This is a genomic window from Paenibacillus sp. PDC88 (assembly GCF_900106725.1).
GTDB classification, from domain to species: domain Bacteria; phylum Bacillota; class Bacilli; order Paenibacillales; family Paenibacillaceae; genus Paenibacillus; species Paenibacillus shunpengii.
The window spans coordinates 65,274-87,532 of sequence record NZ_FNNT01000012.1; the positions used below are offsets into that span (position 1 = coordinate 65,274).

Genomic DNA, 22,259 nt, shown 5'->3' on the forward strand with positions numbered 1-22,259 from the left:
AGCAATTCCGACCATTGAATAGGAGGTTGATCCTCTATGAACGTCATGGAACGAATTGCTTACCTGTCCAAAGTGGCTAAGGCGGACAAGAAGCGCAGATTCAACAAACTGTACAAAATCGTCCAGAACGAGGAAATGTTATCGTACGCATGGGACTGCATCAGAGGCAATAAAGGTATCAAGACTGCAGGGGTGGATCGGATGAACCGAAGCGGGTTTGAAGAACGAAGGGACGAACATATCGCTTCCCTGTCAACCCAGCTGCGTACCGGAGAATATGTGCCGGCACCGGTCAGAAGAGTTGAAATCCCAAAGGGTAACGGTAAGGGAAAGCGGCCACTAGGGATTCCCGCCATCAAGGACAGACTTGTTCAACAGGCGGTTAAACTTATCTTGGAAGCTCTCTACGATCCATTATTCTCGGATGCATCTCACGGCTTCCGGCCGCGTCGTAGTTGCCAAACGGCGATCAGCGAAATCGTTCCTAGAAAGTTCGACTGGGTTATCGAAGGAGATATCAAGGGATGCTTTGATAACATCAAGCATTCCAAGCTTCTGAACGTCTTGCGTGCCAGGATCGCGGATGAGAGGTTCATTCAACTCATCAACAAATTCCTGAAAAGCGGATATCAGATGGGGTTTGGTACAGATGGGGCCAATCCAGTTTTTGCTACCAAGGATGGAACTCCACAGGGCGGCATTGTTAGCCCCATTCTGGCTAATATCTATCTCCATGAGTTCGACAAGTTTATAGCTCCAAGTCAGCAGAACATGAATCGGGAGAAGCGCAGAGACTCTAAGGAGTATGCGTATTTCCAGAACAAGTTGCGGAAGCTATCAAAAGCGTTGTCGGAGAATAGAACAACCTACAAGGTTGAGCTGAAAGAGAACCCATCATCCAGTGAAAAGGGTACAATCGTGACCCTAAATTCACGAGATGAAATGATCGCGATGGTACGGCAGCTTAGGAAAGAGCGCAGCAGATACACCAGGCAGGACTCCGAACTATATTTCGCAAGCAAGAGTTTGGGATATGTTCGGTATGCGGACGATTTCGTCATCCTCATGGGTAACTACCACAAACGTGAAGCGGAGAGAATGAAAGAGACCATCTCAGAATGGTTCTCTGATAATTTAGGCCTCACGTTGAGTCAGGAGAAGACCAAGATAACGCACGCTACTGAAGGGTTCACGTTTCTGGGTTATGATATTATTCAGAAACCTTCGTCGAAAGGGCATGGGTACCGAAACAACTATGCGCTTGTCTACACTCCACGAGTGCGAATTAAGCGCATTAGGAAGAGGCTGCAGGCGTTAACAGAGCTACACTCAAACAATCCTGCTTTCGACATGATCGTTGCGATTAACAGGGTTGTAAGCGGATGGAGCAACTATCATCTGATAGCGAACAACTGGAGCTCGGTGGCCAACACCTTGGACAAGGAACTCTACTGGATGCTTATGCACTGGCTTGGTCGCAAGCACAAGTGCTCGATCGCTAAAGTGATCGATTCTTACGTGGTCAACAAGATACACGTCTACGGTAAGACGAGACAGCGGATTCGTGCCAAGAGCGGAGATAAACCGGTGTATATGCGCTATTTCAGCGACTATGCCTACCGAACTCCACTGGAAGTCGCGAATAAAATCCGGAATGCGAACGAACAGCACGGATGGCACTCCAAAGACGATGACAAGGCGGAGAAGGGAACCATAGGCCGTCTTGTTCAGGGTAATTCGCTGGGAGATAAACTCGAGGCGCTTGCCTCGAATGAAACTTGTACAGAATGCGGTGGGGATGCAGGAATGCAAATCCACCACAAAAGAATGGTCAAGAGAAATAGGAGGAAGGATGCACTCGCGGTGATCGCTGCGAGCAGGGATCTTCTGAAACAAACTCTGTGCCAAGAATGCCACGCTAAGAAACACCCGAACACTCGGGCAATCAACGGATAGGCTTAAATTAGTCGCGAGCCGTGTGCTGTGAAAGCAGCTCGCACGGTTCTAACGGGGGCTTGAGGGAAACATGCTTAATAGTCGGATCTGGGGACACATGAAAAGAAAGTATGGAACCAGTAAATAAAGTCTGGAACCATGCAAATAAAGTATGGAACCAGTAAATAAAGTCTGGAACCATGCAAATAAAGTGTGGGACCGGTAAATAAAGTCTGGAACCACATGTAAATAAAGTGTGGAACCAGCCGGATTATGTAGTAATGCGCCCTCTCTCTACCCACCTGCTTCCGCTTTATTCGATATAACAGTACAGAAGCTAAGGAGATCCATATGGTGACATACGACCATACGATCGAGCAGAACCTATTAGCATTGTTGATGAGCAAAGAGCGAATCAACGAATACATTAAGACATTAGATTTTAAAGAGCAGGCTGAAATTTTTGATGAGTTTGGCATAGACCTCGACATCCTGAACAGCTTGATTGAAAAAGAAACAGACGAGAAAGGAAATGTTCGTCTAACATGGGGGAACCAAAGAGTTTCCTAAATCAAAATTTGTTGACGCAAAGACCCCGCTCCGGTAAAAGGAGACGGGGTCTTTTACATGCTAAGAACCATAATAGTTCTTGTAGTAATCAATAATAAATCTCGTTCTTACTTCATCAGGAGTGAAGTGGGTAGTTGTGTTGAATAGATTTTCCTTATAACCTTTAAAATGCTGTTCTTTACCGATCTCTATCCCTTGCTGTTGGAGTATTAACAACTCGAAGGGAGAAAGTCCGTCAAATTGATCATAAACTTCGAATTCGGTATACTCTTCTTCGATTCCATCGAAGAACTCGGATACGATCTGCAGCTCATGAGGAACTTCATCATGGAGCTTTCTTACAATTCGATCGGCCACCTCTTTTTTTATTTTTGGATAGGGCCCGTAGATGTATTTTGTGCTGAATTCAAGTTGGAAGAATCTGCGAAGTTGGTCCGGATCTCTGAAGTCAAACAGGGGGATGACTTCAGAAATAAACTCAGCCACGTAGTCTTCATGTGAATGAAACATTCCACTACTTCGAAAAACTTTAGTATTGGCTTTAAAAAATGCATACCCTTCTTCGGAAGTATATAACCAGCGTAGCTCCGATGTTTTTATAACTCCGCGTATGAACTTATAGATAATAACACTTTCTATTGAACTTTGATTTGTTACCGGCCGATCTTCGTTTAATGCGCATCCAGCATCGAACTCTAGAGTTAAAGGAAGCTGGAAAAACCGTTTGATTTTCGAATAATATTTCGTTGGGACGTTTTTTGCTATGGAAAATTTGTCTCCTGTCCTAAGAAAGGATTCCTCGTTCCAAGCGAGATTACGATTGAATTTCTTTAAAAGGTCATAATACAAGTCAATGATGGTCAGGCGCCCTTTAGTATAATCGTTAACCATTTCAAATTGAAGAAGTCCGTACCTCGAATATTTTAAATTGGCTACCCTAACTGGATTAGCCATATATTCACTCAATATCTCGTAATATCCTGGAGCATAATCTAACATTTCAGACATGTTACCATTCTCATATCTCTCGACAATCCAATAATGTTTTTCCAGCTCGTTCAGTAGATAATCGTTATATAAATTTTTTGACTCGTAGAATGCCGGGTTTTCTTCACCGTTAACGGTAGGACTTGAATGTTCACTTATCTCTCTGAGCAGTTCTAGCTCTAATTTTACAAAGAAATCCTCTGTCGCTTTCTCAGCTTCGAAGAACCAGTCTTTTACATAACGTAAAAAACCAGTTACAGACGTAAGTTTGAGATGTTGGAACCAATCGGTTAGGCCGGACTTTTCAATACCAATAAATAGGGCTCTGAGCATATTCAGTTCTGGATTTCGGATATCCCTATTTTCGATAAATGCTTGCCATGGATGATACTCAATGATGTCATGAGGATATTTTTTCACTCCGTGGCGAATTATTTTCTGTTGATCCTCGGGATAGTAAATACGAAGATTTTTAATCATTTCCATCCATTGCCCTTTATTCACTTTCGATATTGCAATTTTTAAGTGGACTAACTGTTGTTTCGACAGAGCAGTTTTCTCTTCTTGAATACTAAGATGAGATTTTTCGCCCAGGTTGTATGTATCATTAGGTGTTGTTAATACTACGGATTCAGCTTTCTCAATCTGCAGAAGAGCTATCCTCCGAGCTTCATTGATCTTGTCGATGAAAAGGTTTATTTTCTGCCGTGTGTTCATATCTTTAATTTTGGCATCTCGAACCCTTTCAATCATGGATTGCATACCCGCCAATTCATGAAGCTGCCAATGAAATTGAAGATTATCAGAAGATAGAATCTTCTGTTCGACATACTGGATGAAATCAATTAAATTCTTGATAAAATCTTCTGCATGATGAATAGGGATTTCAACTTCTTCGGTATCGAGCTCCCATCCGATAGTATTACTGAATGCTACTGGTTCTCCTCTTAATAAACTGTACAAGTTGAACTCGCGGCCTTGAGTGAAATATCTGTAATAAATCTCCTTCCAAACTTCTCTCTTTCTAAGTTTATCCACTGGTGCTGATGTCTTCACCAGAAATTTAAGGGATTGAAGTGGGAGACCCGAGTATTTTGTTGCATTTATTTTTAAAGATTCAGTTTTCATCATGGTTAAAACCTCCTCCAACATTTATCTCCTTAATTCTACCATCGTAAGAAAGGGAGGCTAAATTTTGAGTGGTATAAATTTTGGATATACAGCATGATTTGATTTTAGAGCTTAAATAAATATTATATTCTATCCCGCAGTGCCTTTTAGCAACTATGGAATTGTGATATTATTGACATATACCTTATACACGTCCACTAACTCCCAGCATGCGCACAGGGAGCATTCTAAGCAAACTAACACGCCTTAAATGGTGATTCAAGTTAATTCACACTTTACGTGTGTCTTACTTTTATCATTCTTTGAGGGGTGTTTTTTTACTTTTAAGAAGTTATTAAAAATTAATGGGAGGGGTCATTATGATTCTTCAAAACTCAAAAAAAATTTTAGTCTGGTTAAGTTTTGTATTTGGTCTTACACTTTTGACTTTAGACGTGTATTATTTTGTTCCAATGATTGGGGAATTCTTATCCAGCGATATTTATATGGGGGTCCTATGGGCTGTAGGTATCGCTTATGTAATTTTGGTAGGATCTTTCTTCTTTATTACAGCACCCTTTAATAAGAATTCTAAAGTTCTACATATAATCTTGCTTATACTGATAATGCCAGCTGGTCTAATAGTTGCTGTAGTAAATAAATTTTCTGGTATATGGGCTAAGTTGGTCACCACATTTTTTACTATTATGTTTTCTATTGGTGTCTCATACTTTCTGTATATTGGAATAGCAATGCTATTACCAAAAGCGATGGATTACTACGCGCCTTTTTATTACATATTGGCGATAGTTGGGAGTGTTGCTTTTGTTTCCATTGGACGATGGATTCATGACTTGACACTCTTATTATTCAGCAATTCTACTAAATTGCGAGAAGAGAAGAGAATGACCTTCACTCAAGCCTCATTTTGGGTAGCGGTAGTCTCACTCTCAGCTTATTTCGTTGCCTCTACTGTAGGAGTGACCTATGCCTTTAGCGAAAGTGATAAGCAATTACTGGATGCAGTTAAGGATGCTTCTGGAGTGTTTGCATCTGTAACGGGTTTGATCGCTTTAGGGAGAACGGCTTATGGTAAAAGAGAGCCATCTCTTGAGGAGATAAAGAACACAATTAAGCAGGAACTGCTTGAAGAGCTCCGGACTATTGTGGCTGAGGATAACCTAAAATTCTCTGCTGAACAAGTTGCTGTCGCATGTCAAAATGACAATAACGAACCTCGTAATGTAGGGCCCCAAGGTCAAATGAAAAGGGGGAACCGAAAGCACGGTAAGGGTAAGCGGAAGTCAAGCTAACTCTCATAGTAATCAAGGGTTCATAGTAGCCCTTTATCGAATTAACCAAAAGTACATCTCACAAGATGATTAATGATCTCGCTCTCGAGTATTGAAATTGATTGTCTGGTGAGGTGAATTTTTTATGCCTATATACAACCTAATTTAAATCAAGGAGTGTTCTGAAATGGTAGATAATAAAAAGAATAACATACGTGGTCTAAGCAACGAGGAGTTTCTCCTTTTAAAGGAAATCCTTGAAAATAAACTTTCTTTCAAGGTGGGTTTTAAGCACTATAAAGAGGAGTATCTTGCCGGTGTGGTAACTATAAGACCAACACAGTATTACTGGAACAAGTCTCAGTTCGAAGAGATCCGAACGCTGCTAGATGATTTAGGTGCGATATATAACAATATAGGAGTTCCTGAAAAAATGGTGCATTCAGTGTTTTGTAATGGGTTTACGTATCTGAAATTTACAGCAGACACAAATAACCGCTTATCGTTTCCTGAACTCGTCACCGAACATCTGCATGAAACATCAGCCCTTCGACACATGTATCGCTGCTGAGATATTTAATTCGACTACGAAGAAAAGGAAAGAGTTTTGGTGTAGACATCGAATATATTAACTATATCTTTACACCTTACAAAATGTTTAAGATAATCTGATTTTTATAAATTCTATATAATGGTCTATAGCGAAGAAGAGCGATATCGTTTAATACCGCAACAATAGGAGGAGGTAACTTCTCCTATTTTTTGTCTTTATGATGTGATAAACTAGCCTCATACCTTTATTTTTTAATCTATCTTATCCTCTCCAGCAGGCGCAAAGGAGAGCATTCTATTAAAGAAGCATCTGAAAGATGATTAACCTGTAATTCACACTACACGTGTGTCTATTTGGTTGGTCGCCTCTCAGGTGCTTTTTTGCGTTGCACCTACAACCCAATTTCTCAAGAGAGGACGAATGAAAATGCGCGAACCTAATCCAGAAAACTTACAGAAGGCTATTCAAATGGAGGAGACTACTCTTTCAAATCTCACAACCGCTTCAGCCCAAGAACTTCTTCGAATGAAGCTCATGCAAGAGGTTATCCGCTCGGTGTACCCTTTTTCAATCAATGAAAATACCGCAACGTACAAAGAAGTACTTCGAGGATTGAGTGTATTCGGTGACCGCCGAGTCGATATAATTTTGAAGTATTGTACCTCAGAACAAATCGTAAAACTCGCTGCCATTACCGCCATTGAAATCACGAAGATGATTTTGGATCTTCCGCGAGAGAAGATCTATCAGGCGAAATGGGGGGAGAATCAAAACAAGGTTCTTGAAGCTGTTCAGCAATACTTTCCATGGTTTGAGGAAGTTGAGGAGAAGCTTCAGTTAGAGGTTCTTGCGACGGAACTGTCAGGTAAGGTAAAGAACTCATTGGAGCGTGTCCTTCGCATTGGCGCAGCTTCGATTATGAATGAAAAAGTGGCATTCAATCTTAGAAGTCAGGTAGATAAACGGTTTGAGGACCTCCGAGCAGAGATCGAGGCATCTATTTGCGAAGAGGAAGTCAAAGCGCATCTCATTGGGAAAGAGCTCCCGGAAACAAAGGCTCTTGCTCTTGAACACATCTCCAAGAAGTTTGCTGAGGAACCGATTCGGCTCTTGTATTACAGAAGTGGAACACGTGCAGCCGTAAAACTGGCGTGGAATAAAGACGTATACTCTATCCATAAAGGTAGGGGAAAAGAGGTTCGGTTAAATAGGGGCGAGGACAGAAACCCATACGGATTGATCGTTTCCCTCAACTACATTGAAGAGTTCCTTTACTTTAACGAAGTGAGAGATGATGACGTATGGGTCGAAGAAGATAGTCTCGAATCTATTTATCAGTTTAACAGCAATATATCGGTTAATCTTACGCCTGCTTTCGTTAAAGAATGGTATAACTACGATGCACCGGTACTTCAAAGAATAAGTCCAAACCGTGGTAAACGTGGGGAGACTGCGTTCGGGATGAAACTTTTTCATTTCACAACCAATCTGGTGGAGTCCTCGTTGTCAACAGACTATATCTCGGAGGACATAACTCATGCTGAAGCGTTCTCTCTTATGAAAGGCTATGAGCATACCCGAATTTCTAAGGAAATCCGAAATACGCTTAAAGCTCGTGAGATAGAAGAGGCAGGAAAAACTGAAGAGATCAAACATTGGGTCGAAGCATATGATGCAAGAGTCCAGTCTGTGATCGATGAAAACTCCAAGTCTATCTTGAATGCACTCTCTGCAGCGTTCCATGAACGAGTAGAGTGGACGCCTGGTACTGATGGTGAGATGACTCTGCTACTGGATGATAATTTTGGTTTGGATTGTGGCTATCTCAATATTCAAGTTAATGATTCGGAGTATACCGAAAAGAGGAGCATTCTACGCAATACATCTTCTAATGTCGGACCGTGGATGGATGTGAGAATGCCAGTAGTCAGTCAGAGTACAACGATCATGATGAAACAGTTCGAAATTGCAAAAGAGATTGTAAAATCTAAGCTTGGGATTGAACTATTTGGTCACACAGTACTTGATTAAATTATTCAACTTGGCTGTCGTTGGGGGAATTCTAAGGATTCCCCTTTTTTCTACACTGTGATTAAAATAACAACCAACGAAGGTGGAGGGTAGAGTTGAATGGTAGAATTGATCAGAAATAACAATAAAAATGAAGTGCTCGAAAGACGGAAGGATGATACCGAGTCGAAGTGCTGCGTCAGACACTGCACGATAAACATGCGCGAGATTTTGGGTAGATTTGACGATGGTACTTTCTCAGTGATCATGTGTCCCAATCATCAAATCATGTATGTCATTGGAATACTTAAGAATTCAGAAATGAACTTACTTCCGAGTAACTTAACCGACAAGAAAGTCTGCTCTTTATGTGAGGAGCAGGCGATCATATTCGCGGAAAACGATGCTACCTATGAGCTTTGCAGCTCGCATTTGAAAAAGCTGATCCGTAAGAACTTGCTACCTAATGAGTTCATGGTGTTATACGGTAGATACGGTAGTACCTTTCAACTGCACGAGGATTTTTACGATAATTACGGAGGGACGGTTCAGCCGGTGAAGTTTAAAGAGGAGAGGAACTGATAATATCGGTTCTTCTCTTTTTCTTTATCCTATGGTAAGATTATTTCATACCATTTTACTTCTTTACTCCATCCTCTAGCCAGGGCAGAAGAGGACATTCTGATTTTAATTCTAATTTCTTACCTACCCTTGGTATGCCTATAATTCTAAATAACGCTCGTTTACAGCGTCTAAATCATTAATTCTCTCTTGAGAAATAATCTTTGGGCATTGTAAAGGAGCGTTTTTTCTTGTTCCTACAACCCAAAATTCAATTACCAGGAGGCGGTCTTTTATGACAAGAGAAGCACATATCTTAACATCCAAATTGGCCCGTATGAAAGCACTTAAAAACCTTTACGTACACGGAGCCTTGACATTGAAAGATCCTAAAATTTCTGTAAACAATGCAAAGTGATTTTATATTTCTTCGATTATACGAAGGAAGTACAGACTTGCAACTCACAGTACTAAGATCATTATCTTGGTCAATACTCCATTGTGGTGTTTTTTAAAATCAGGGACTCCGGTTCCGATTCGGGCCTTGCTCAACTTGAGTAAGGTCTTTTTCTTTTAACTAATTTTATTTAATTAAGAAATATTCTTTTTGAGTATGAATTTTATTTGAAAAGATGGTATATAGGTTAGCGTTCTGGAAACAAGTTCAAACAAGTTCAATGCACTCCTCTTACGAGTGACTGATTGCATTTTTTGCAGGATCCCCAGTTATTGGATCTTAGTCATTGGTAAGGGCAGTGCATTTTTTTGTTGCCCTACAACCCTAATTTAATCCGAAAGGAGTGAAAACCGATTGAATCTCGACAAGTTTCACGAGGTGATTGAGAAGTCCGCCATCTCACCAGAAGTGGCGGATAGAAAAGAAGGTGTGATGGTCCCGTTGATGCATGTTTTCCACTGGGGAACATATAGGCATCAGAGGTTTGGAGATGTTGATTTTTCATCCTTCACCTATGACCAAGCTGTAATGGCTATGGAACAAGCTTTGTTTCTACGAACCGGGGATGAATCGGAGGAAAACGAAGCAGAGGAAAATCGCGAGAACCTAGTCGTTCAGGTCGCACGAATTGCGGATTTCAAGGACCGAGTCAAGGGGATACAATCCTCAATAAATCGCAAACGCAAGTTTGTTTAGGAGTGGTGTCATGGGCAGAAGTTGTGTGTACTATTCCGAGAACATCGATACTTATCATGTTGCTATGGATAACCTGGTCGTTGCGAAGCGCTTGTTTGATCTTGGCAAGAAACTGCCGGAGAACTATGTCTTTACAATGGATCGGGTGAGCGACCGTCATGATTCTTTTTTTCTTCAGGGTTTGGAAATCTTGACCGGCAGTGAAGCAGATATTTTGGAGGATTACGGCGATGACTACACCTTTCACATGGATCTTCCAGAAGTGACAAGGTGGATAGAAATCGAACGTATTCATCCTGAGGCAGCGGCCGATCGTGAGTGGATCTGGGAGCCTATTTCCGAAGAGAATTTGGATTGTGAATACACTGATGTTCACGTGGAGATGGAGATGTCCGAAACTGGACTCGCCTTTCATGTGATGGGTGTAGGCAGCTATTATCTGATCTTCGAGAGAATCTGCGATTGCTATTTTCGATTAAAGGAGAAAATCACCGAATGGGGAGCAAGGGAGGAGAACCATGTCCGAGTTAATTCAAAACGGAACAATCATTCAGATGCCCGAGAACGAAAAGGACAACACCAAGTTAGTACATGTCCTGCGGCGGGCTAATGGTTTAACCGTTTCTAATCGTCGTGTATTGATGGATGATTTGCTGAAGGGACTGTATGCAATGATGGAACCGAATGAATTGACGGCGCTTATTCTTGCGGAAGAGAAATTTTCCCTTCATCAAATTTTCGGCCCGATTCTAGAAGGGCAAAACCCAAAGGTCTTTTTTAAGTGTCTGGAGCTGGTCGTAAGTCGATGCAATTCTGAGGAGGACATGAGATACCTCTCGCTCGTGCTCAGAGCTTTGGCGGAGCGGTTTGACCTATCACAAGTGGAAGAGGGCAGCCTAAATAACCTGTTAATGCTACTCATAGGGAAAGTGGAACGCCTTTACGATGAAGATGTACTTCTCCAGCTTTTCAGTACGCTGCTGAAACAGTTGAACATAGCTGAAGGTCGTAAAGAGATCGTTGGCATTTTACTTCGGATGATCGCTGAACGGGCAAGGACCGAAAAGGATATTGATATAAAGCGGTGGTTTCAAGAACAAATCACCTCGTACATGCCGGTAACCAAGACGGTAACGACACCACTTTTGCCACCGGGAACGATCCTGTATCAAGAAGAAATAAGCGGCCGCAAAATTGTCGTACTCGAAGTGGAGAAGAGCAAACGGGACATTTTGTATTACAAGACTCCTTATGAGTCCGTAGGCCATCCTAAGCTCCTTTTTGAATTTGTGATTAGAGGAAAAGAAATCGAACAGTGCCGGATATTCGCTTTGAAGGATGGTCCTGTAAAAGCAAGCTCAAGACTATACCGATATCCATTCGGCAATGTCTTCCCTGATTTTCACGCTTGCTGGCCCCAGTTAAAAGAAATAGAGATAACGCAGCTTAGCCAATTAAGAAGGCTACCGGAATTATTCTTTAAAAGCTCGACTAATGATCATGCGTACAGAGGGAAGAACCTTCGTGAGTTGTATATTAGCTTGCAAGGTCAAGATTTTAACGAGGAAACCTTACTGGACACTCGGTTGACCGTCGCAGATCAGTTCGAGCTTCTTTCTATTGAGGATGAGATTGAGGAGTCTCAATCCACTGAAGAGCAGGAACTTAATAACCAATAACGCATATAAACGGAGGTTAACGAATCATGGGAAATACAAACTTAGGACAAGAAGCGAACGATGAGGTTGTAAATGCGGAAATCGAAGGTATGAGAGCCACTGTAAATGCTGCCATAGAGTTGAAACAAATTCATGGTGTCGAGCAGACATCTGCAGGCGAGAGTGATCAATCCTCTCCAGAATCAGACGATTCTGGTTACCGGATTGTTGACGAAGGGGGACAACTTTCCTTGTTCAGCTTCGACGCAATTACGTCGTCGAGTGATGGGCAGGACAAAAAGGATGCAGCAGGTTCCTGCGGCGCTGATACTGTTAAACAAGCGGATTCGAGGAAGAAGCATGGCCGTGGAGGAGCTAAATCAAAAACGCCTGTACAACAAGCTCCGAAAGAGCCGGAGTTGGAATCCGTAAAGCTCGGTGAATCTTGGAAGATTCACTACGCGGCGACCGTATTTGAAGTCGATGTGCTCTTCCAAGACGAGCTCAATAACGGAGTTGAATCGGTCACGCTCGAGGAGATCCGTTTGAAAATGGTTACAGAAGAGGATGCAGCAGAGCTGACACCATCGGGAACTAAATGGAGATATGACATCGACAATAAGCAACTCTTCCCCGATGCATGGGGGCAAGACAAAGGAGCTTGCTGATTATGCCTGGATTCTTCTGGAGGCTTCGGGAATTCTTCAATGCAGAGAAACGACAACCCAACAATTATATTGCTGGGGATGACGGTCGTATTTACTGCGTCCGTGACAGCAAACTTGGAAGATTGGTATTAAAGGCAAATCGAGTTCCAATGGTCGACACGGTAAAGGAAGGGTTTGAATTTGCCCTCCCCAAAATCCCCAGTGAAATGTTGAAGGTGGCGATCTCCTTCTTCCGAGCATATTGGAACGATGCTCATCAGTACGAAGCAATGGTCCGGATCGTTTACGATACAGTCGAAGAGAAGTATCTATTTGACTGTCCGGAGCAGTATGTGACGTGGGATCATGTGCATGCGCCAACCGTTGGGAAAGACTTTCCTGAGCCGCGCTATCTTGACGTGATGCACATTCATTCACATCATGTTTTGCCGGCCGGATTTTCATTAGTCGATGATGCAAACGAGCGGAAGTATCGCTTGTATGTAGTTGTCGGTAATATGAGGGCTAAGGAGCCGGATGTTAATCTCAGAGTGGGGCATGGAGGGGCGTATTTACAGCTTCCATTAAGTTATATCTTCGAAACCCCTGACCTAACAGCGACGTTGCCGTACCCGACAGAATGGGATCAGCGAGTAAAGCTGGTCAAATAGCACAGCAAGGAGGCTCGGATTCGAGTCTCCTTGTTCATTTGAGGTGATAAATCGATGAATGCAATTAACGTTAAAGAAAAAAATCACGTTCTGTTCCAAATCTGCGTAGTCGGAGCTGGCGGAAACGGGTCACATTTTGTTCGGACGTTGTTACAAACGATTTCAGGTTATCTGGCGGCCAATGAACGACCGCCGATCTCCTTCGATATTACCCTTATCGACGCAGATCGGGTGGAACAGAAGAATTTTCAACGGCAACTATTTGACCAAGATGACCTTGATGAATACAAGGTTGTTTCTCTGGTTGAGCGGTATGCCGATTATTATGGTCTTGAAGTGAAGGCCGTTACGGAATTCGTAACGAGTCTCGAAATGCTCGCGAACTTATTTGGTTCTGGTGATCTTAATATCGGGCCTAATGTACAAGTAGTTCCGATATTAGTCGGCCTTGTCGACAACAACAAGACGCGGCAGCTATTTGACGAGTTTTTTCACTCTGACCTGATTGAAGATTTGATTTGGATTGATGCAGGCATTGAAGGGATTATGCTTTTTGACGATCCGTCGCCGGCAGAACTCCAGATGATCGAATTTAGCGGATTTGGCGGCCAGGTCGTATGCGGTTATAAGTTCCGTGGCGAAACCATTTTGGAACCAGTGACGAGGGTCTATCCCAACATCTTAGGGGATGAGAAGACTGAATTCCCTGGTCAGTCTTGCGGCGATACAATCTTAAACAATCCGCAACGACTTCAGACGAATCAGATGGCTGCCCAGCTCACAATGACCTTATTGAATAACCTGATGGACAAGCAGAATATCTACTTTCATAAGATTAACTTTAATGCTCAGTTTGCCCAATCCAAATCTACCTTTATTCAAAAGGATATCGTAGAGAAGTTCGAGGCGCTGCGCAAATGATTTTTAATATATCCGTTCATGGAAAGGAACTGGTGTCTTTGAGCGAAAATACTTACTTATCATATTTGGAAGCAATGAGAAAAACCATGGATGACAAGCTAATTCCTATGAGAAGGAATTACGTGTATCACCTAGAGCAAATGAACGGATCCAGCTGGTTTTTAGTTGCCATCCTTCGTTCATTGTTTGATTTCAGGGGGTATAAAGAGGTACGTCCGGATGAGATTGGTCTATTTAAGCTTATTAAATCTTCTGCAGTTATAACGTATTTAGGCTTTGCTGCTTACGGTGGAATAGGATATCTCTTTACTTTTGATTATACCAATATCGCAACATGGATTATTCCATTGTTGTGGTTGGCATTAAGGGTTTATTTGAATATAAAAGATATGGCTACTATTGGCCACCCACGATTTGATATTCGAACATACAAGTTTAAAAATAAAGAGGAGTTTGAAATCTTCTCCTCATTCCTGCAGAATAAGGATTTTACATACGATGGTCTTTATTCTTGGATACGCGATGAACTCATTATCAATGCGACGAGACGAGGGAACGAAATTTCTGAAATCCGGCAAGCATTCGAATCAAGTTCAGCTGAACTTATGGTTAAAATTGAAGAATTGTCTACTTATCAAGAAGAAAACGAACTGTTAAACGTAGTTCTTGATAGGCTCGCGAAGTTTAGTCAGCAGACCTTAACGGTATATAAGTTTGCTATAAGCGAGCTTTACAGGTTGTTAAAGGAAGAAGGGTTGTTTAACCCCTTCGACCTCAGAATCTGTTCTGACTTTTCTTTATTTGAATTACGAGGAGATACGTTGTACCGGCTCTATGAGCAAGGAAACTCAACAACCCCAATGCGAATTCCCATTAATGAACCGAAATACAGTACATGGGCAGCAGTAAGAGTTGTAAGAAATCAAACTTTCAGGGAGTACTCCGATCTGGACATCAAAGGCGAAGGAAGATTTGTGGACTCTTATCGTTTTGTGATAAAGGGTAGAGTATTTGTATATAGTTTCCACTTCAATAATGAGTCACGTGATCTTCGAAATATGATCGAATCACGTGAGATGTATCGTTTGGTACAAGGTATCCTGCTGCACTTGGAGGAGCGTGGAATGTTGCTCAACGAGGAGGAGAAGCAGAATGTTATCTGAAGGTGGATTAAGGAAACATGAAGATATAATTCGCGATATCCTTGGCGAATGCACTTGCAGAAATTGCTGCAATGGAGACCACGAAAAAGAAAGTCACAAATTAAGTGATGCTAAGAAAATCCTCACAAACCAAGGGCTCCTTATTAACCGGTTGAAGTCAATTGAGGCGGAAATTAAGGCTCCTCAATCGTAAACATTAAATAGCATTTTCCAAAAGAGCGGAATCAAAACAAACCTTTATACCGCTCTTTTCCTTTTTCTATTCTGTAGTGTATAATGACCTTATTAGATTTGTCTGAAGGGTTGTGATTGCAGTGGGGAAAGGAAAAAACCTAGTCTTTTTAGACACGAAGCGGTTTACTGTATCGGAGCTACCTTCATTGGAGAGTAAATTAATTGATTTGCTTGCTGAGAGAAAACAATTTCAAGATCATTTAAGAACTAAAAGAGAAAGATTAAAAAACCGTTAACCCAGCGACTAAACCTGGAGCTAGCGGTTTTATTCATGTATCCCTTATTTCGGACAAATTTTACTCACTCAGTTGAATTGGTTGAGATTATGCTACTATCCAAGATACCAAAACGGTGGTAATATTTAGCTATACCTTCAATTGTGCTGTTTTCTCTTGTCCCGGCATGCGCTAGGATAATTCTAATTCACTCAATGCGCTTTATCTTAAAGCGACCAATCTGTCTTTTGATGGAATTCTTTTTGGTCTATTAAGATAATGCGCTTTTTGCTTTTGTCTAGTTAAAAATCCAGTAACTAACTTATTGGATCTGGCCATTGAAGGAGGCTGTATAGCTAGCCTGTGTCAGACAAGTGAGGATTTTTCAGCTGCAAATTTGGCCTCGCTTAGGAAGAGAGATATCAAGTTTCTCTAATGATTTGTTGAGATAGACAAAATTTAATTAAAAGGAGAGAAAATAGAAGATGGAAAAACAAACGATTTTTGTTAGTGAAATGCCGGGCTCTAATCTGGTTTTGTTTCATGTAGTAGGGAGTCGGAGTTCAGACGTAATTACTAAAACTGAGGCATTCAACCGTGGGGTTACAGAAATTAGAAAAGGGAATCTGCTATCCGGACCAGCTGCAATCTTAAATGAAATTCGATTAAAAGGACAAACAGAACTTGAATTTGACCTCGGACAAGCTGCATCATCAATCTGATAAAATAAATAAAATTAAGGAATCAAGAAAGACGTTAGCCTAACTCCAGGTTCTTTGTTTTTTATCCGGAGGGGAGATACAGGTTTACAAGCAAGTATTCCCTTCACCAATAGCAGATCACTAAAATGATAGAATATGAGATGATGCCTAATTTACTTTTTCTAAATTTCAAGTCTAGCCATGCGGCAGGACTTGTTCTAAAGCAAAATGCGCTTATTTATTAAGTGACCAAGATGTGTCTTATGACATCAATTCTGGGGTCTTTCTAAATAAGCGCTTTTTTTGTCTTTATAAATTCTTAGAGAAGTGAACATGTTTTACTGCTAAGCAGATTAATGATGTGAGAGTGCCTGGCTCGAACCAAGCGGTGGTCAGTTTTGCGTTTGAGTTGGTTATGCTAGGCCATTGATCATTCCAGTTAAGTTCTGGATTACTCGAATACATCTTCTGATGAATAAGGCGACTACCTATCGGGGTCGTTTGTTTTTAATACAAAAGAATGGGGATTTGAGCCATGGAAGCATGTAGACAGAATGACCTGAAAGTGAAGTTGATTCGCAATATTCGGACCAGTGAAAAAGCAGGGAACACATGGATCTTCCTAGAACCAACCGTGCTGGAGGCAGGGAACTTTAATGTGGGTGACGGGGTCCATATGACGATTGAACGGGACGCTTTAATCTTTACGAAGACGGATGACAAGACTCACATAATCTCGAAGCGAAAACGAGCGGGATGGAAGAGGGAACGTCCGTTAATGGATAAATGCAATCGAGAAATTAGTGCTGTTATCAAAGCAAGGGAACAAATCGATATCTTGGTTTCTGAAGGCATGCTGGTCATTAGGCATTCTCGCAGTTTTGACCTAGCTTATATCCGTACTCCAATGCTGATGGGGTCTGAACAAAAGAAAATTCGAACACTTTCGGTGCCGGGAGGAGCAGGTGTGGGCCTTGCCTGTCTTGTGGATCTAGGAGCATATGGCCCAGTTGGATCGCTTGATGTTTGGGCTGAAGCCATAGACGTATATCGTCACAATTTCAGAAACAGCTTATCTTTGTTCACTGATCTCAGGAACATTCATAGTAGCCTAATCCCGGAGTCCGATCTTGTATTTCTTTCCCCTGAGTGCGTTGAGTTTAGTATGCTTGGTACTCGTAAGGAGGACATCTCGACTGCCTTAAGTCCTCATTACGCTAGGATCGTTTATGCATCTGGAGCAGATTATGTATTGATCGAACAAGTCGTGCCGTATTATAAGTCCCGAGCGTTTGAGCAACTTAATTCTTTGCTGAGCATTAAGTTTCCATATACCACAGGTCCTGTCATGATTGACGCCTACGATATGGGAAGCGTTGCTGGCCGACGTAGAGGGTACTGCGTATACAGCACTCGATCGCTGGATAGTTTTAAGATGCCGACACCACCGAAAATCCCTGAACATCGTCGTCCTACGCTAAAACAGGTACTAAAAGGGTTTAACGTTGAGCAAGGAAATTGGAAACCAATTAAAGGAACTGTGATGGAGGGATTACTAAATAAGAAAGGTAACAATAATTTTCGTGCTGAGTCGAATCATACCCTTGTCACTCTCGATAGTACTAGGTTAGCGGCCTTTGTTACTTCGTACCGTAAGGTACAAGTAACAAGCTCATATTTAACGCACCCTGATAATCCATTGTGGTGGAGAATTTTCGAACCGCATGAAATTTCTAGGATCATGGGTATTCCTGATTGGTTTGAATTTGATGATGAAATTTCCAGTGATGCGACCAAAACAAAACTGCTTGGTCAAAGTTGTGACGGTAATGTCCTCCGCTCGATTGGTACTGAACTGGCTACTTATATAATGGGCAACTGGCTAAGAGATAGGTTAAATAGTGATAGACTAGATAATACATTATTTCACAAACCAAAGTTTGTAGAAGAAAAAGGACAGTTAAGCTTGTTCTAAATATTGATAAATAATGATTTGTAAAGGGAATGACAGATTTTTTGTCACTCCCTTTATTATTTATAAGGAGAGTGGGTTAATTGGAAAATGGACAACTTACGCTATCATTTGAAACAGAGAATGTTGAAATTAAGGTAGAGCGGGAAATCGATATAATACGTGATCGTGACTGCACAATTAACACACCAGTTAATCATGGTAACAAACCACTTCCTATCTACGGAAATAGGATTTCGATAATCCCTACATTACCAGGTCGTACCGATACACCGCACATGCGAAAGCATTACTTAGAAAAAACGGATCCATTGGAAACGTATGATCTATTTTTTGTATTATTTTCGGGAGGGAAAGATTCTGTAGCAGCGGCATTAAATTTACTTGAACTAGGTGTGCCTCCTAAGAAAATTATTCTTCTCCATCACGATATTGATGGAAATTCAAAGAGGAAAATGGACTGGCCGGTAACAAAAAATTACTGCAGAGCATTTGCAGAGGCATTCGGTCTAGAGATTAGATTTTCATTCCGTGAGGGAGGATTCTGGGGGGAGGTTTATCGTTATGGATCTAAACAACCTGTTCAGTTTCAAGACGCTGATGGTTCAATGAGACGGATTGAACCTTCAGCGTGGACCAGGAGTTTGGAACTAAAAAGACTAATGGATCAAGCTGAAGCAGAAGATAATCTGGAGTTATACAAGTTATACGAAGAAGAACTTCGTAGTTATGGATATCGATTCAAATTTCCAGCAAAAGGAGCAAACCTTCAGACAAGGTATTGCAGCGGCATCCTGAAAATTGAAGTAGGTTGTGTAGCCATCACTCACCAAGTTGACACTAAGCGAGATTGCAAGATTATGGTTGTAAGTGGTGAGAGGAGAGGTGAAAGTACTAACCGATCCAAATATAATATGATGGAGCTCCATAGAACCCACGCACCTATTCGTAATAAGCGTGTTGTTCACCACTTCAGAAGTATAATTGATTTTTCCGAGAAAGATGTGTGGGAAGTACTTCGAAGAAATAGAGTAGTCCCACATCCATGCTACACGGTAGGGTGGGGTAGAGCTTCGTGTGCTTGCTGTATATTTAGTTCGCCTTCGCATTTTGCTGGTATCAAGGATATTCTCCCTGATTACTACCAGAATCTACGTCTAGCAGAGCAAGAGCTTCAGTTTACATTAGACAACAACAAGTCGATCGATGAATTCGTTGGTGACGCGGAAAGCTGCGTTGTTCACTCTGAGAAGAAAGCGATCCATCAGCTGCTTACGGGAGAAATTAAAGCCCAAGATATCATTCTCCCTCTTGATGCAGAATGGAATTACCCTGCAGGTGCTTTCCGGCATGGGATCGGTGGTCCTTGCTAATCTAATTTTCAAAGAGGCTCTCTTTAACAAGAGGGCTTCTTCTGTATACTTAACTTTTGAAGGGAAGGATGGTATGATAAGAAACATACCTTGCTATTCTCTATGTTCTACTATGTCCAGTCATGCGACCTATGGACTTATTCTATCTGCGAATGACGCTTAATTACAGCGTATCAATCTTCAATGGGGCAGTCTGCTCAATTAGATTGGTGATCTGTGATTAGGCGTTATTTTTTTGCCTAAACAACCCAATATAATCCAATTAAGGAGAGTGAATTATCTGATGAGACAGTCGGTAAGAACCAATGAGCGATAAATAATCTACTAAGATAATTAATTGAAGAGAATGGTTCTAATTTTGATTAAAGGGAGGAAGACCATGGAGGATAATTACTCCATGGTTGTCTATAATGAAAATTAAGGAAAACATTAAACTTATCCTTCAGAAGGTTTATCAAGTGAGTAAAAAGAAAGAGACGCCCCGCATATGGCTACAGCATCTAGTATGTGAAGCCAGCGGCTTCGTTCCTGGGGAAGAACTTCACATTCGGATGGATGAAGAAGCTAAGGAAATCTTGATTCAAAACCGGGAGTTTGAGGATGCCGATGAACACGATGTACATCAAGTGCACGTTTCTTCACGTGTAAATAAGACCAGTGGGGCACTTCGACCTCTTGTTGATTCAGCGAGAGAATCATATGCATCGATTATCTCCGTGCAAGACAAAGTAGAGATCTGTGTTTATAGTCTTGGAGATTACTCGCGAGTCGTGGTTCGCCCATTGCGTTTTAGACTGTTCAATACTGAGACTTTAGATGTACCAAGTGATGAGCGCATTCGGTTGCTATCTATAGCAGCTGGCTGTGGAATTGGGACAGTTTACTTCCGGGACTCAAATTATTTTTCCCCAGTCATGGAGATAGAGTTAGAGGAAGATTCTGCAGAAAACCTGAAGCTGAACTATCCTAATTCATTCCTTTTTAACGGGGACATTCGTGATTGCAACGTAGTTGCAAAGGCGGATGTGGCATTGGTGAGTTTACCATGCAATCAGCACAGCTCATTAGGAGAAGGAGAACAGGGGGTATTTCAGAATCTAGCTTTGGCTACTAGTAAAATTATTAAGGCTGCAGAACCGAAAATCGTATTTTTTGAGAACGTTCCTGAATATTATAAGACTCGATCTTATACTGATCTGCAGGAACTTATTCTTTCCGATTTTCCATTTTGGGTTGGGCCAGTAAAACTAGAAAGTCATGACTTTGGATCAATCGCCAAACGTGAGAGAAGTTATTCTATTGCATTTCGTCATCAAGACGATATGTTAGAATTCCGTGTTCCGACTCCTCCCAAAAAGGTGAGGAAGAAGAAACTTAAGGAGTTCCTCGACCCGAAAGGGACGGAGCATGAGTGGAAATCGCTCGACAAATGGTTCGCCTCTTTCAATTCGAAAAAAGAGAAGAATAATGCATGGGCAGATAGGTCGACTGAACTTACATTCGTTGATGAAAATAGTACAGTATTGCAATGTATTCCAAAACGTTATCGATCCCATAGCGCGAGCAATTCTTACGTGTTACATCCAGATAAGAATCAATGGAGGTTCTTATCTATCAACGAATTGCGCCGAATTTTCGGTATACCAGAAGATTTTCAATTCTCTGTCCATACTCCTGTTTGGAGGATATACGAACAAATTGGACAGTCCGCTTGCGGAAGAGTCTTTCGGGCCTTCGCTAATGAAATTGCAACTGTGTTCTTTAAATCTATGTTCAAGAAGCCGGCGGATAAGAAGGAGGCAGTTGATACTAGTATGCCCTTATCCATGGATTCTGACGGCCAATTACACTTGCTTATGATGTAAAAAGTCAAATCGCTAGATATATTATAGGGGGACCTGCAGATCGCACGGCCCCCCTTTTTGTTTTCAATATTGTTAGCAAGTGTTATAATATCAACATATCTTTGTTTTCTTATTTGCTGCATACATACCCCTATCTTGGGAATAAGGGGAATTTTAATTATCGGAATGCGCTTATTCAGCGATCAATACTTATCAGGGGAGATCTATGCCCTTTAATAAGATCGATTGCTCGATGGCGCTTTTTTTGTTCTTAAAGTGCGTTTATCAGAAGCAACTAAAGGATGGTTACTCATTACCTTAGTTATTTGTGATAGACGCATTTTTGCGTCTTACAACCCAAATTGTTACGAGAGGAGATATGAACATTGATATGAGAAAACCTTATATTATTGACCAGATTTAATGGTGAGTTCTGATATCGTAATGTAATTATGAAGGCGGCAGACGCTTGTAAAAGAGAATAACTCATGGAGGTATACAAGATGATACAAATCGCTATTTCAGAGAATGGAAAATATTTTGTTGATGAATTGATTCATTTGGAAAATGATGAATCCCTTCCGGAAACTGTAAACAACTCGGTAGCAGGCATAGAAATTGATCCTGCATATCAACTTACATTTGATTTCTAATAACGCGGTGCGGTAAAGGTCTGGAGAAAAACAACC

Annotated in this window: 21 protein-coding genes; 20 read left to right on the forward strand and 1 reads right to left on the reverse strand. The window is 41.4% G+C overall.

Annotated elements, in window-relative coordinates; translation table 11 throughout:
* Nucleotides 1–36 precede the first annotated feature (36 nt).
* Nucleotides 37–1,956 carry a group II intron reverse transcriptase/maturase gene (gene ltrA, locus BLW49_RS24960; protein WP_090727589.1) on the forward strand — a complete coding sequence of 640 codons (1,920 nt, stop codon included), beginning with the start codon at nucleotides 37–39 and terminating at the stop codon, nucleotides 1,954–1,956.
* Nucleotides 1,957–2,286: 330 nt separating this feature from the next.
* A complete protein-coding gene (locus BLW49_RS24965; protein ID WP_090727590.1) occupies nucleotides 2,287–2,505 on the forward strand; it encodes a hypothetical protein in 219 nt (72 codons plus the stop codon).
* Nucleotides 2,506–2,565: 60 nt separating this feature from the next.
* Here the strand turns inward: BLW49_RS24965 and BLW49_RS24970 are convergent, their stop codons facing one another.
* The gene (locus BLW49_RS24970) at nucleotides 2,566–4,623 is read right to left on the reverse strand and encodes a hypothetical protein (RefSeq protein ID WP_090727592.1); all 2,058 of its coding nucleotides are present in this window, start codon (nucleotides 4,621–4,623) and stop codon (nucleotides 2,566–2,568) included.
* A gap of 359 nt (nucleotides 4,624–4,982) precedes the next feature.
* On the opposite strand from BLW49_RS24970, the gene BLW49_RS24975 reads away from it, so the two are divergent.
* The 18 genes from BLW49_RS24975 to BLW49_RS28960 all read left to right on the forward strand — a co-directional run bounded on the left by BLW49_RS24975 (nucleotide 4,983) and on the right by BLW49_RS28960 (nucleotide 22,223).
* Entirely contained in the window at nucleotides 4,983–5,915 is a 933-nt protein-coding gene (locus BLW49_RS24975) for a hypothetical protein (RefSeq protein ID WP_090727593.1), read from the forward strand.
* A 166-nt stretch (nucleotides 5,916–6,081) separates the two neighbouring features.
* On the forward strand, nucleotides 6,082–6,465 hold the full coding sequence (locus BLW49_RS24980; protein WP_090727595.1) for a hypothetical protein: 384 nt from the start codon (nucleotides 6,082–6,084) through the stop codon (nucleotides 6,463–6,465).
* Nucleotides 6,466–6,873: 408 nt separating this feature from the next.
* The gene (locus BLW49_RS24985) at nucleotides 6,874–8,478 is read left to right on the forward strand and encodes a hypothetical protein (RefSeq protein ID WP_143042161.1); all 1,605 of its coding nucleotides are present in this window, start codon (nucleotides 6,874–6,876) and stop codon (nucleotides 8,476–8,478) included.
* Between the two features lie 99 nt (nucleotides 8,479–8,577).
* Nucleotides 8,578–9,039 (forward strand): hypothetical protein, encoded by a 462-nt coding sequence (locus tag BLW49_RS24990; RefSeq protein WP_090727598.1) that lies wholly within the window; start codon nucleotides 8,578–8,580, stop codon nucleotides 9,037–9,039.
* A 274-nt stretch (nucleotides 9,040–9,313) separates the two neighbouring features.
* The gene (locus tag BLW49_RS29345; protein ID WP_256209940.1) at nucleotides 9,314–9,436 is read left to right on the forward strand and encodes a hypothetical protein; all 123 of its coding nucleotides are present in this window, start codon (nucleotides 9,314–9,316) and stop codon (nucleotides 9,434–9,436) included.
* A 393-nt stretch (nucleotides 9,437–9,829) separates the two neighbouring features.
* On the forward strand, nucleotides 9,830–10,171 hold the full coding sequence (locus tag BLW49_RS24995; RefSeq protein ID WP_090727600.1) for a hypothetical protein: 342 nt from the start codon (nucleotides 9,830–9,832) through the stop codon (nucleotides 10,169–10,171).
* A 10-nt stretch (nucleotides 10,172–10,181) separates the two neighbouring features.
* The gene (locus BLW49_RS25000) at nucleotides 10,182–10,781 is read left to right on the forward strand and encodes a hypothetical protein (RefSeq protein WP_090727602.1); all 600 of its coding nucleotides are present in this window, start codon (nucleotides 10,182–10,184) and stop codon (nucleotides 10,779–10,781) included.
* A complete protein-coding gene (locus tag BLW49_RS25005; protein WP_139237034.1) occupies nucleotides 10,690–11,850 on the forward strand; it encodes a hypothetical protein in 1,161 nt (386 codons plus the stop codon). Before BLW49_RS25000 ends, BLW49_RS25005 begins: the two co-directional genes overlap by 92 nt.
* 26 nt (nucleotides 11,851–11,876) lie before the next feature.
* Nucleotides 11,877–12,497 carry a hypothetical protein gene (locus tag BLW49_RS25010; protein WP_090727605.1) on the forward strand — a complete coding sequence of 207 codons (621 nt, stop codon included), beginning with the start codon at nucleotides 11,877–11,879 and terminating at the stop codon, nucleotides 12,495–12,497.
* 2 nt (nucleotides 12,498–12,499) lie between these two features.
* Nucleotides 12,500–13,147 carry a hypothetical protein gene (locus tag BLW49_RS25015; protein WP_090727607.1) on the forward strand — a complete coding sequence of 216 codons (648 nt, stop codon included), beginning with the start codon at nucleotides 12,500–12,502 and terminating at the stop codon, nucleotides 13,145–13,147.
* Between the two features lie 54 nt (nucleotides 13,148–13,201).
* Nucleotides 13,202–14,068, forward strand: coding sequence for a ThiF family adenylyltransferase (locus tag BLW49_RS25020; protein WP_090727608.1), 867 nt, complete (start codon nucleotides 13,202–13,204; stop codon nucleotides 14,066–14,068).
* Between the two features lie 38 nt (nucleotides 14,069–14,106).
* On the forward strand, nucleotides 14,107–15,231 hold the full coding sequence (locus BLW49_RS25025) for a hypothetical protein (RefSeq protein ID WP_139237035.1): 1,125 nt from the start codon (nucleotides 14,107–14,109) through the stop codon (nucleotides 15,229–15,231).
* Entirely contained in the window at nucleotides 15,221–15,424 is a 204-nt protein-coding gene (locus BLW49_RS25030) for a hypothetical protein (protein ID WP_090727611.1), read from the forward strand. Before BLW49_RS25025 ends, BLW49_RS25030 begins: the two co-directional genes overlap by 11 nt.
* A 741-nt stretch (nucleotides 15,425–16,165) precedes the next feature.
* A complete protein-coding gene (locus tag BLW49_RS25035; RefSeq protein ID WP_090727613.1) occupies nucleotides 16,166–16,402 on the forward strand; it encodes a hypothetical protein in 237 nt (78 codons plus the stop codon).
* Nucleotides 16,403–16,916: 514 nt separating this feature from the next.
* Nucleotides 16,917–18,356, forward strand: coding sequence for a DNA cytosine methyltransferase (locus BLW49_RS25040; protein WP_090727614.1), 1,440 nt, complete (start codon nucleotides 16,917–16,919; stop codon nucleotides 18,354–18,356).
* 80 nt (nucleotides 18,357–18,436) lie between these two features.
* Nucleotides 18,437–19,726, forward strand: coding sequence for a phosphoadenosine phosphosulfate reductase domain-containing protein (locus BLW49_RS25045; RefSeq protein WP_211753680.1), 1,290 nt, complete (start codon nucleotides 18,437–18,439; stop codon nucleotides 19,724–19,726).
* Between the two features lie 458 nt (nucleotides 19,727–20,184).
* Nucleotides 20,185–21,591, forward strand: coding sequence for a DNA cytosine methyltransferase (locus BLW49_RS25050; RefSeq protein ID WP_251584336.1), 1,407 nt, complete (start codon nucleotides 20,185–20,187; stop codon nucleotides 21,589–21,591).
* Between the two features lie 482 nt (nucleotides 21,592–22,073).
* The gene (locus tag BLW49_RS28960; protein ID WP_170862570.1) at nucleotides 22,074–22,223 is read left to right on the forward strand and encodes a hypothetical protein; all 150 of its coding nucleotides are present in this window, start codon (nucleotides 22,074–22,076) and stop codon (nucleotides 22,221–22,223) included.
* Nucleotides 22,224–22,259: the final 36 nt, after the last annotated feature.